The sequence below is a fragment of the Paenibacillus sp. NMA1017 genome (assembly GCF_058895805.1).
In genome coordinates, this window is the sequence record NZ_JBZXYR010000002.1 from 710972 (window position 1) to 722412 (window position 11441).

General features: G+C 46.1%; 11 protein-coding genes. 1 reads left to right on the plus strand and 10 read right to left on the minus strand.

The window, feature by feature from the left end:
• Positions 1 to 25: 25 nt before the first annotated feature.
• Both AC5ELV_RS08425 and gpr read right to left on the minus strand, forming a co-directional pair.
• Positions 26 to 1285, minus strand: coding sequence for a stage II sporulation protein P (locus AC5ELV_RS08425; RefSeq protein WP_493429826.1), 1260 nt, complete (start codon positions 1283 to 1285; stop codon positions 26 to 28).
• Between the two features lie 225 nt (positions 1286 to 1510).
• Positions 1511 to 2512, minus strand: a complete 1002-nt coding sequence (gene gpr, locus AC5ELV_RS08430) for a GPR endopeptidase (protein ID WP_039272306.1) — start codon at positions 2510 to 2512, stop codon at positions 1511 to 1513.
• 198 nt (positions 2513 to 2710) lie between these two features.
• Here gpr and rpsT point away from each other — a divergent pair, with 198 nt between their 5' ends.
• On the plus strand, positions 2711 to 2983 hold the full coding sequence (rpsT, locus tag AC5ELV_RS08435) for a 30S ribosomal protein S20 (protein ID WP_013311181.1): 273 nt from the start codon (positions 2711 to 2713) through the stop codon (positions 2981 to 2983).
• A 140-nt stretch (positions 2984 to 3123) separates the two neighbouring features.
• Here the strand turns inward: rpsT and holA are convergent, their stop codons facing one another.
• The 8 genes from holA to AC5ELV_RS08475 all read right to left on the minus strand — a co-directional run bounded on the left by holA (position 3124) and on the right by AC5ELV_RS08475 (position 11207).
• Complete coding sequence (gene holA, locus AC5ELV_RS08440; protein WP_493429827.1) at positions 3124 to 4155, minus strand: DNA polymerase III subunit delta; 1032 nt, start codon at positions 4153 to 4155, stop codon at positions 3124 to 3126.
• 212 nt (positions 4156 to 4367) lie between these two features.
• The gene (locus tag AC5ELV_RS08445; protein ID WP_493429828.1) at positions 4368 to 5828 is read right to left on the minus strand and encodes an anti-sigma factor family protein; all 1461 of its coding nucleotides are present in this window, start codon (positions 5826 to 5828) and stop codon (positions 4368 to 4370) included.
• Positions 5825 to 6373 carry an RNA polymerase sigma factor gene (locus AC5ELV_RS08450; protein WP_013311184.1) on the minus strand — a complete coding sequence of 183 codons (549 nt, stop codon included), beginning with the start codon at positions 6371 to 6373 and terminating at the stop codon, positions 5825 to 5827. The genes AC5ELV_RS08445 and AC5ELV_RS08450 overlap by 4 nt, the downstream gene beginning before the upstream one ends.
• A gap of 418 nt (positions 6374 to 6791) precedes the next feature.
• Positions 6792 to 6992 carry a hypothetical protein gene (locus tag AC5ELV_RS08455; protein WP_493429829.1) on the minus strand — a complete coding sequence of 67 codons (201 nt, stop codon included), beginning with the start codon at positions 6990 to 6992 and terminating at the stop codon, positions 6792 to 6794.
• Between the two features lie 126 nt (positions 6993 to 7118).
• Positions 7119 to 9692 carry a DNA internalization-related competence protein ComEC/Rec2 gene (locus AC5ELV_RS08460; RefSeq protein ID WP_493429872.1) on the minus strand — a complete coding sequence of 858 codons (2574 nt, stop codon included), beginning with the start codon at positions 9690 to 9692 and terminating at the stop codon, positions 7119 to 7121.
• Complete coding sequence (locus AC5ELV_RS08465) at positions 9622 to 9774, minus strand: hypothetical protein (protein ID WP_493429874.1); 153 nt, start codon at positions 9772 to 9774, stop codon at positions 9622 to 9624. Before AC5ELV_RS08465 ends, AC5ELV_RS08460 begins: the two co-directional genes overlap by 71 nt.
• Before the next feature lie 178 nt (positions 9775 to 9952).
• A complete protein-coding gene (locus AC5ELV_RS08470; protein ID WP_493429830.1) occupies positions 9953 to 10471 on the minus strand; it encodes a deoxycytidylate deaminase in 519 nt (172 codons plus the stop codon).
• Positions 10472 to 10559: 88 nt separating this feature from the next.
• Positions 10560 to 11207 carry a ComEA family DNA-binding protein gene (locus AC5ELV_RS08475; RefSeq protein ID WP_493429831.1) on the minus strand — a complete coding sequence of 216 codons (648 nt, stop codon included), beginning with the start codon at positions 11205 to 11207 and terminating at the stop codon, positions 10560 to 10562.
• Positions 11208 to 11441: the final 234 nt, after the last annotated feature.

An 11441-nucleotide genomic window follows, 5' to 3' on the forward strand; every position in this document is an offset into this window, starting at 1 on the left:
CCTTTCCCCCTTACCGCTACCTCATTTAATTGCCGCTGTTGCTCTTTTTTGTATCCGATACGTTAGTGCCCGCTTTCTGAGCTTTCTGATCTTCCCAATACACTTCACCGATCATGTCCGCCAAAACGTCCGAGGTACGTTTCAACTCCTCCTCGGTGTTGTCAATACCCCCGATTTCAATTAAAATGCTATGCGAAGACAAGCTTTGATTGTATTCACCGTTGTTGCCTTTGCCACCATCTTTCCCCCATACACCACGTGATACGCCGTGATACGATTTTTCCAGTTTTTCATGAATACGAGCAGCAAAAGCTTCATTTTCGCGCCAATTTTTGTTGTCATGTCCGATAATAAAATACACCTTGGCATAAGAGAGCCCATTAATGGTTGCTGTTGTTTTTCCGTGACGTTGTGAATCTCGATGGATATCAAGCAAATAAGTTAAACCTTTATTTCCAGCCAAAGCCTCCTTGACTGTTTCGCGTGAATATTTATAGGAATAGTTCCAATTGTAATTTTGAACTGTAGTGGCATAATCCTTGTTTACATGCAGTGTGGATATCCCTTGCTTTTCCAGCCTCTTCTTTACAAAGTCCCCTACCCTTGACACATTGGCTGATTTAGAACCTGAATTGGGATTGGAACTGGTTTTACTGAGTAGTGGGTTATATGCTTCTCTGGGGTGAGAATGGTAGATTAATATACGCTTGTCCCCTTTGGCCGCATCACCTGGATGATCCTCACGTACCGGATCTGTTTCTGGTGTTGTTGGAATATCCGGTGTAGTAGTCGGTGGATTCTCAGATGCATCTGAACCACCAGGATCATCCGTCGTTCCCTGATCGGGCTGATAATCCGTAGGACCCTCTACCTTGGTGTTCCCCGAACCCTTGCGCAGCAAGACAGGCGCTCCCGCAGACATGCCAGGAATTTCACGAGAAATGAGACTTTTGGGGTCCTGCGGATTAATACCTGTAAGCATCTGAAAAACAAAGGGCGACCATTGTTCACCCGACAACGAAGATTGCTGCTTCTTTTGTGCCAAATGAGGTACTTCCATTCCTAGCATATCCGCAAAAAAACCGCTGGACACCGAACCTGCCAATCCTTTCATGGAAGAAACAGGAGAGGTTTGTAAACGATTTTCTGCCAATCCCCCTAGCCCCAAAACGACAAATAAAAGCGCCGAGCCCATGATCAGCAGCACAAGCGTATGTCCCATCGCCAAAATTTCGATACCTTTCCTTCTCCATCTTCCGACGTTCCAGGTCTGAATTTTTTTCATGTGAGCCTTGTCCTCCTTCGTCCCGTCGAAACCCGCTTTATATTCGGAACATAGGGTTCCTATCTGCTGCGGAAATCTCTTATACTTCAACTCTATGAACGGAGAACAATTGCTAGAACACAAAAAATCTCTACCACAGGTATATCACTTCCCTTTTTGAAAGAGATTAGATTCCTGTTAAATAGAGACTCTTGTGTATTGAAATACGATTGTACCAACCCTTGATTAATGCGTATATGCGGCGACATTGCCAGGATCCACAGCTTCGTGCAAAGCAGCGTTCAATCCAGTAGCAATGATATTCGCGATATCTTCAATAAATTCATCGATCTCTTTAGGAGTCACAATCAGATCATGCCCCAGCGGTTGTAGTACCTCTCTCACCAACCCAAGTCTCTCAGGTTCTGAAATATCGTCCAACATCCCCAGGATTGCTTTTGTAGAAGCCTTTTCTTTGGTAAAATGTGTTTTCATCAGTTCAATTACATTATTGACAATGGTCGAAGCGTAGCACACCGTTGGCACGCCGATAGCGATACACGGAACACCCATAATATCCTTGGTAATACCTCGCCGCTTGTTGCCAATGCCGGAACCCGGATGTATCCCGATATCGGCCACCTGAATGGTCGTATTGACACGCTCTAGTGAACGTGACGCCAGAGCGTCAATGGCAATAATCAGTTCTGGCTTTGTGCGATCCACGATGCCTTGAACGATTTCACTGGACTCAATCCCCGTAATACCCAGGACGCCCGGCGCAATTGCGCTCACATCTCGATAACCCGGGTTGATTTGATCAGGTGTCAGTTCAAAAAATTGACGAGTTACCATCAAATTTTCAACGACAAGTGGACCCAGCGAATCGGGAGTGACGTTCCAGTTGCCCAGACCTACCACCAGTACCTTTGCCGTATTAGAGATCCCTATTTTTTGTATAAAATGCTCCATTTCTTTTGCAAATGCAATAGCTACACGTTGTTGGAGCCCCGTATCGCCTTCACGCAAGCCGGGTACTTCCAGCGTGACGTAATGCCCTTGTACCCGCCCAATACGGTTGGCTCCTTCTTCATTCAGTACATCCAGCCGTGTGATTTTGATTCCGTTATCTTCCTCCACGTTCTCACTTATGCCCGCCAGGGGTACAGGCTGATCCCGTTCGGCCAATTCTCTTGCCTCTAATGCCAAATCCGTGCGTACCGCATACTTCTGCAAATCCAGATCCATCTTTTAAGCCTCCTTGGATGCCATCTTTGACTATAGTGTGCGAGACACCCAACAGGTTTATGCACATCCATTTTCATCCTGTAATTCGCATCGCCTCAGAATGTTTTCTTATTGCAATTTGAGGTGTGGCATGCTAAAATATTTTAAGTTGTGAAACGTTTGTGTTCATAAGTAATGCCTTTACAGGAGGTGAATGTAATGCCAAACATCAAATCCGCTATCAAACGCGTTAAAACTAGCGACAAACGCCGTGCGTTGAACGCTTCCCAAAAATCCGCGCTTCGTACAGCAGTAAAAGCTGCCGATACAGCGTTGGTAGGTAACGAAGCTGAAACTGCTGCTGCTGCTTTCAAAGTAGCTTCCCAAAAGCTGGACAAGGCTGTAACTAAAGGTCTGATCCACAAAAATGCAGCTGCTCGCAAGAAATCTCGCTTGGCGAAAAAACTTAACGCTCTTACAGCTCAAGCGTAAGCAAGAGCTACTTTCATACGTTAATGAAAAAAACCTGACCAGCCTTGGCTGATCAGGTTTTTTTAGTTTATAACTTTTATTAATTTATAGAGCCAGCTTTCCACGCTACATTAGCTGACTCTATAACAGCATATGTGGAATTAGATTGAAGCCCCCGCACCCATTTTCATCAAAAATAGTTCCAGTCCCAGTACCTTGTCAACGACACCTGTTTTCATATGATAATCCAGCTCGCCCAAATCGTAGAGAAGCTGACGCAACTGCTCAGGACGGAACCTCCGCGCTTGGTCCCCTGCAACTTTCACCCCATAAGGATGCAAACTAAGCTGACTCGCAATTTGTTGCTGGGAATAGCTTTGACCTGCCAGCTCTTTGACCTGTAACATAATACGGAACTGTCGCGTGATCAAAGCGGCAATCTTAATCGGTTCCTCTTTTTGCTTAAGCAATTCATAAAAAATACTAAGCGCCTTATCCAGCCGCAAATTAGCCAGATCCTCAACCATCGCAAATACGTTTTGCTCTGTGTTACGAGGCACCAGGGATTCTATATCAGCGGATGAGATCGTTCCCTGTGCTCCTGCGTACAAGCAGAGCTTGTCTATCTCGGCAGCCAAGGATTGCAGCCCGGTACCTGTGAATTGAATGAGGCTTTCAGCAGCTCCTGCAGCCAATTGCACTTCTCTTTCTCCTGCACGCTTATGAATCCAAGCCACAAGATCATCTCCACCCATTGGAGCAAAGGCAATAACCGAAGCATCACTTTTCAGTTTTTTGACAATCTTTTTCCGTTCATCCAACTTTTCAGCCTGAACCGTAAAAACGATAACGCTATAGTCAGTCGGGTTATCCATATAAGTCAACAGAGTCTCAAGCCGGTGCTCTATCTTACCGCTATCTTTGCCTGCTGCAAATACACTGGTATCCCGTACAATAATCAGCTTCTTCGGTACCAGAAAAGGCGCTGTTTCCGCCTCCTCCACGACCACCTCAATTGGCGTTTCGGTTAAGTCATAAGGAATGATGGCGAAGTCACGATGCTCCTCTTCCACCACTTTCTCTTTAAGCATCTCAACAAACTGCTTCATTTGATATTTTTCACTGCCGTATAGCAAATACACTGACGAAATGTCGCCTTTGCGAATAGCCTTAGAGGCTGTTTTTACATCCATTTTCCGTTCCCCCCACCCACTGATCGTACCCGACATCCGACCGGAAGGCAAGTCATGATACAAACGAAGGGACCCTGCCTATAGGCAGGGTCCCTTCACCACCATCTATATCAACACGGCAGCAGAAAGCTCTAGAAACTTTCGCCGTCGGGATACGACGTCGGTTCATATAGTTTATTCTCTGTTTTTAAAAGTGTGTCAACTTACGGAAACTATTTTCCAGTGCTGCGCGGGACGGTGTACGTATATTTACTTGCTGTCCCATCCTGCTCCGTCTCATACATAAAGGTCTGGCTGTCTTCTGACCAGCTTCCCTTGACCCAGGCACCTTTTAAAGTACGGACTTCCAGTGTTGTTCGGTCTACACCGTTATCGGAAAGCTTATACACTTTCAGCTTTTTGCCCTCAATAGCCACCGCATAGCTGCCATCGGGCGAGTTAAGCTGATCTGTAGAGGCGGATTGGGCACTATAGCTGGAAGCATTATTATTGTCCGGAGAGACCAATGAATTAGATACAAAGCCTTCTTTACGAACCGGGTCTTGTGACACGGATGATTGCTGATCATTAGAAGCTGCATTGCTGCTATCCGTTCCCAAGGCATTGCCCGAATCCTTGGTGATACTTTTGGAAGTCGTTTCTTTCGACGTTTCATTTGATGCAATTCGATCCTGTACCTTCAAATCCTGACTAAGCGACGAAGAAGAATCATTCGTACTTGTGTTACCATTATTATCGTCCTGAGCGTTACCCGTACCCGCTAGGGGTGCTTTTTCCATTTTCGGTTCCAACTGTTCATCAGGAGCAATCGCGGGTTGATCAGATTTTTCCTGATATAACGGTTTGTCCTCAGATTTAGGAGCATCTTCAGCAGACGGATTTTCCTTTGTCACCTGACGATCCGTACGTAGCCGTCCCTGTCCTTCATCCTGCCGAGAAGAATGTTCAGCTGGTGCAGACTTCGTCGAATCTTCCTCCCTAGTTCGCTGATCGTCACGTTTCCCAGCATCCCGTTTGGAAGAGTTCTTTTCATCGTCTGCATTGGTTGCACCTTGTTTGCTCAGATCAGGATCTTTATCCGCAGGTGGCTGCGATGCATCTGTTCCTTGCCCCTGCTCTGGCGGCTGCTGTGTAGAATCCGAACCAATGGCTGCATCACGGCCTCCACTGCCATTGGCTGTATCTGTAATTTCCGTCTGATTCTGCGGATTCGTCACTTCGGGCGACTGGGTTGTAAGTATGCCTTCCGCATCCTGCACTGTTTTAGGCTCGAAGTTAAATACTACAATCCCCAGTACAACAGCAGCGGCAGCCACGCCCATAGCAGCACGCCCAGCCATTCTATTCCACCAAGGTGTAGGCTGGGTACGTTGTCTAGGCACTGGTCCAGGCTCTACAGCCACAGGCTGCATTTCCTGAAGCGCACTTCCCTGCTCTTCGCGTGCGCGGTCAATGGCATCAAGCTGAGGCATGATGGAATCCACCAGGCTGAACGCCGGGGAAACCGCAGGCAATTCCTCCAGCTCGCGAGAGAGTGTCTGAAGAATAAGAAATTTTTCCGCACAGTCCGGGCAAGTCGCAATATGGTTCATTAATTGGGACGTCTCTTCTTCGCCCAGCTCATGATCCACATAACGCTGCATCCAATCCATCACCTCTTCCCCACACTTCATCCTGATACACCACCTTTCTGATATTCCTGAAGTAGCCCTTGCAATTGCTGTCTTGCACGATATAAGTATGACTTGACCGTATTTAGCGGCAAATCCAGAGAATCTGCAATCTCGTTATAGGAGAAATCCTGCAAATATCTTAAGACAATTACCGTCCGGTGGTGCTCCGGAAGCTGTTGTATAGCCTCACGAACATCCTGTGCCATGTAAGAGGTCAACACCTCGACCTCCACATTTTGGGGATCGTTGAATATCATGTCGTGCTCGTCAATGGAAACCGAGGGTTTCGTTCTTCTGAATTTGTCGATGCATATATTCGTTACAATGCGTTGGACCCAGGTTTTAAACTGCGCTTTTTCCTCATAAGAGTTAATTTTGGAATAGATCCGTATGAGGGCTTCTTGTGAAGCATCCATGGCGTCCTGCTCATTGTTTAGAATGTAATATGCCGTACGGTACACATGCTGTTCTATCTCTCTTAATAGGGTAATGAGAGCGTCGCGATCGCCCGATTGAGCGGCTCGAATGAGTCCCTGCTCTACCACAAAGGATCCCCCTCTCCCTGCAATATTACAGACGTATCCATTTTGCAAATTGTTGCAGATAGACGTCTGACACTAATTTTATTTTTTTAACAAAAAAAATTATACCAAAAAGCCCAGAATCCCCAGCGTATCCTCCCTAAGAATAACAGAAAAAGGGAAGGTAGTCACCTTCCCCTAGCTCCTACATACATCTAAATGCTAGCCTATCGAGCTGCAAGATCATATTGTTACTTCTTGGAAACCAAAAAATCCGATATGAGTTCCAATTGATAAGTCAGAGCAATCGGATCTTGAAAATAAAAATCGTCGATTGAGTATTGATATACTCTACCTGATTTAACGGCAGAAAGGTTCTTCCACACACTTTTAGATAAAATATCTTTTCCTTGGTCTGTTCCGTCGCCTCTAATACCCAACATTAAATAAGAAGAGTAATTGTACCTTTATCACTTTCATATGTACGTGTAGCAGCTTCATCTCCAGCTGATGTTGTCTTAGGAGCAGTCGTTTGACCGCTTTCAGTTACAGTCCCACCCCCACTTGTAGCGCATGCGCTCAATACCAGCATTAACGAAATGATGAACAAACAAGCTGATACTCTAAATTTAAAATAACTCACAATATTCCTCCCGTTAATAATGATTCTCATTTTCATTACTTATATGATTCTATCAAAGCTTACAGCTACTGTCCATGCAGATTGGATTCAATGCAAACAGCCCACTCCTGAGAGTGAGCACCCGTTTTAGTGTGTTGTTGTATTAGTATCTGTTTTGTACTGTTTGCGTTGGTACCGCACACTCAGTTTTCCTTGCTGCGCTCGAATCTGTATCTCTCCCATCGTATCTGTTCGATATATAGCAGAATCAACTGCCGATAAACGTTCCAATACCGCTTCATTCGGATGTCCGTAAGTATTGGTCGCACCGACCGATATAACGGATACTTTCGGTCGCCAGTAGGATAACCACTCTTCCGAGGTGGAGTACTTGCTGCCGTGATGTGCTATTTTTATGACGTCTATAGCTTTCCTTACAGCCCCCGTTGCTCCCTCATCTTTCACACTTGATGAAAAACGAGTTAATTCAGAGAGCAACGACGACTCTGCTGCATCATCCATATCTCCTGTGAACAAAAAAGAGGCTCCCTCCATCTCCAATATCATGGCAACGGAATAATGATTCTGTTCCTTCATAACAGGCAACTGCTCAGGTTCGTTCTCCGGTAGCGTAAACGGATAGAGAAAGCGGATTTTCGTAGCCTGGTCTGGTTCCCATTCCATACTATGATATGCGCCATACAGCTTTATCTGCTTGTCTAAAGCCGTGTTCAACAGCTTACGGAATGGGGCCTTATCTGTCAGGGTACCATTAAAAAACAAGGTAGATACGGGAATCTGGTCAAGCACAGCCTGTAGTCCTCCTGCATGATCATGATCTCCATGCGTTAAAATGACAGCGTCGAGGCGATGCACACCTCGTTGCTTTAGCAAGGGTACAATCGTATCTTCACCTACCTCGTAGGGATCTGCACGCTTGCGCCAAGCATTTTTCCCTGTCGCAAAATCCATTGTACCCCCGCCATCAACCAAGATATGTTTCCCGCCCGGCGTTGTAATTAAAATACTGTCACCTTGGCCCACGTCCAGATATTGGACAATTCCTGTATTTCCCCCACCAGGAGATTGATAACCTGTATACAATATTCCAAGCCAAGCAATAACACTTAGGGCCAGTGCCAGATGACGATAGCCATTCCACTGTCGACGAGCAAATTTCCCTGCTCCCTCAGGTTCAGGAGCCGTATGCAATATAGCCGCCCATTCTGGAGAAGCTGCTAATCCTGTATAGATAGGTGATGAAATGGGAGTAGAATTCAAGACGGTAATGTAGTTCGTTTGCCTGCGGGATGTCAGCCACGTTGTGAGCCAGTACAAAACACTGTACAGAGCTGCGTAATACGCCATGACCCACAGGATGGAGGAAGACGGCCAAATACTCACATAAGCATCATCCACATTCAGCCATTTTACTAGTAAAAAGGTCAAATCGTTCAATTGCTCTGCCGGCCACGCAAGAATACGAGCCCCATCCTCCCACAAAAAGGAAATCCCCATCGCCACCGTACCTAATGGAAGCACGATATATGTAATAAGGGGTACAAGCACAAAATTAGCCGCAAATGATAACAACGAAAATTGATTAAAGTAGAATACCGTCATTGGAAACGAAACAAGTTGTGCCGTAATTGTAATGGCAACTTCACCGCCGATTAAGAAAGGCCATTTGGCGAAAAACGACTTCATAAGCGGCATATAAATGAGCAACCCACCTGTCACCAAAAAGGAAAGCTGAAAGCTGACGCTAAGTAGATAATACGGATTCCAAATCAGCATGAACAACGCAGATATACTTAGAATATTAAGTCCGTCTTTGAGCAACCCTCGTCGGGCTGCAAACAAGCCGATCATCGCCATAATTCCCGCCCTCACAACAGAGGGAGAAGCACCTGTCAGCAGGACATATGCCGGAATGAGTATCATCACGATCGTAAGAGATGTCTCACGGCTAACTCTTAGTAGCTTGAGTAAATATAATAGTGTAGCTGCATATACCGCCACATGCATGCCCGATATTGCTAAAATATGCGTTAAACCAAGCTGCGTAAACTCGTTATAGGTTGCTGGGTCCAACTCATCTGTTACCCCAAGTACCAGTCCTTTCATATATCCTGCGTGATGAAGTGATGTAAATGCCGATTCCATTCTCTGCCCTAGCTGCTCCCTAAGCTGATCATTCCATCTGAACAAAGTGTAGCGGTTCCACAGTGATGCCTCCTGCTTCTGTAACGAGGCTACCCCATCGCCTTTGAAAAGCCAGTGAATTTCCTGTGTGTGCAGGTATTCACTGTAATCAAAGCCACCAAAGTTCCCCGCTTTTGCAGGAGCCTTTAAGGTGCCACGCAGTAGGACAGCATCTCCACGCTGCCATGCTGCCGCAAGTTGCTGTTCCTGCTTGGCAGCTAACTTGATATGAACAATGACCTGTTCAGAAATTGGTGTACGATTCTCGCCCTTTTTCGAATGACTTCCGTAGTGATTGATTGAGGTGACTCTCATCTCAAACTGTGTTCGATCACCATCTACCTGTACTTCAGAAGCGATAAGCCCTGCAACTTCAACAGGCATATCTTCCACCTTAGAAGACGATACATGAAGAGCATCGGGAATACTGCTAACATTATGCGTATCATGCCAAAACCAATGAAATCCACCACCGCTGAATGCAAGCCAAAGTAATACCATATGGCGGATGGGGATTTTCATCAATAAAGCTATAAGCGGAAAGATCAGGGTAACCCCCGCCCAGAGCAACAAAAGCAGCCGTCCAGAATAGAGACATGCTCCCGCACTTCCTGTAATCCAACAAACAGTAAGGATCAATATAGGCCTAGTTAACACAAATTTAGCTTGAATACAATCACCTTCCGGTAGCAAACATTGCTTTCTGTCCAAAAAACACAAAACAAAAAGAACCTCTGACAAAATAGCATTCGTCAGAGGTTCTTCCTCGTTACTTTTTAATTCATTACATCCATCAGCGTTTCTTTCGGTGGATAATAGGTCTTCAGCATACGAAAGGCGATTCCCTTTTCCTCCATCATAGCACGAACCTTGTCGGCATCTTTGGGATAAGGTCGGTGGTATACAATCTCCACAATACCGCTGTTCGCCAACATATTGGCACACGTCCAGCATGGCTGGTCGGTGACATATACCGAAGAGCCTTCACGATCAATTCGGTCAGTAAACAGCAGCAGGTTCTGCTCCGCATGAATAGTGCGAACACAACGCTGCTTTTTAACCATTTCCTCGCGCCCATCATGGTGAACGACCTCGTACTCCTCTGAGATCATACAGCCTGCCTCAGAACAGTCAGGCACCCCGGATGGTGCTCCATTATAGGCCGTCCCCAAGAGCTTTTTACCTTGTACAAGTACGGCTCCAACATGACGCCGCGCACAGCGCGAACGGGTGGATACCATATAAGCGATATCCATGAAATAGGTGTCCCAGTCCTTGCGTACATCTGCACTCATTTCCATCTCTCCCGTATAAACAAGTTAAAACGTAAAACATATCCGCTACCGCCGTTCTCAGGGCCTGTACATTATAATCTTATATAAGTCACAAGCTGACATACGGCTTCATTTTCGCCAACATTTTAGCTCCGATTCCCTTTACATGATCCAAATCGTTCACACGTTTGAACGCCCCGTGCTGATTACGGTAGTTCAGTATAGCCTCGGCTTTTTTAGCCCCAACCCCTGGCAGCTCCATTAACTCGGCAGCAGTCGCCGTGTTGATGTTTACCTTTTTTTCGCCGGAAACGGGTGCAGTAACCGAATCACTTACCGTATTGGTTCTACTTGTCGTTGCACCACTCGAACTGACGGTACCTGTGTCTGAGCTCGGATCCGCAACACCTGACTGCTTTACGGTACTTGAATTTCCCGCAATAGAGTTTTCGCTCACAGCAGCAGATACACCAGTAGAAATCTGCACAGTATCACGTTTCACATTATCAGCGGCTTCGGCATTCCTACTGCGTTCAGCTTTGTCTGAAGGTTCTTTTACAGCAGGCTTTTCATGAGCATAGTCACTACTGCGCTGCGACTCATTTGGCTCTGAATCCATTGCTATAGCCTGCTCCACCTTATGGTTAAGTAAAGTCCACTCTTCTTGCGGCTCAGTGCGCTGTCCTCCGGCAAATAAAATAAGTCCACTCCCGATTACAGCAAGCGTTATCGCTGTTCCTGTCCATACGCGTTTCATTTCCATATCGTCCCCTACTCCACATGGATTTCGGGAAATTGTGAGCCGACTGAAAACACCGTCTCAATCAAACAGAGCAAGTCTGTCCAATTCCCGTTAAACCGGAGGGTGCAAACAACCTCCATACGGTCTCGCTGTGAGCATTTTTTTAAAAAAGTGGTACGACCCCGGGCACGATCTAACATGCTCAGACATAAAATTCGTCATGTCGGCCAAGACCAGGTGCATACACTA

Excerpts from the sequence above, each read along its gene's own strand:
- AC5ELV_RS08425 (WP_493429826.1), bottom strand. The coding sequence starts at position 1,285 with ATGAAAAAAATTCAGACCTGGAACGTCGGAAGATGGAGAAGGAAAGGT.
- gpr (WP_039272306.1), bottom strand. The coding sequence starts at position 2,512 with ATGGATCTGGATTTGCAGAAGTATGCGGTACGCACGGATTTGGCATTA.
- rpsT (WP_013311181.1), top strand. The coding sequence starts at position 2,711 with ATGCCAAACATCAAATCCGCTATCAAACGCGTTAAAACTAGCGACAAA.
- holA (WP_493429827.1), bottom strand. The coding sequence starts at position 4,155 with ATGGATGTAAAAACAGCCTCTAAGGCTATTCGCAAAGGCGACATTTCG.
- AC5ELV_RS08445 (WP_493429828.1), bottom strand. The coding sequence starts at position 5,828 with ATGAAGTGTGGGGAAGAGGTGATGGATTGGATGCAGCGTTATGTGGAT.
- AC5ELV_RS08465 (WP_493429874.1), bottom strand. The coding sequence starts at position 9,774 with ATGTCTCTATTCTGGACGGCTGCTTTTGTTGCTCTGGGCGGGGGTTAC.
- AC5ELV_RS08470 (WP_493429830.1), bottom strand. The coding sequence starts at position 10,471 with ATGAGTGCAGATGTACGCAAGGACTGGGACACCTATTTCATGGATATC.
- AC5ELV_RS08475 (WP_493429831.1), bottom strand. The coding sequence starts at position 11,207 with ATGAAACGCGTATGGACAGGAACAGCGATAACGCTTGCTGTAATCGGG.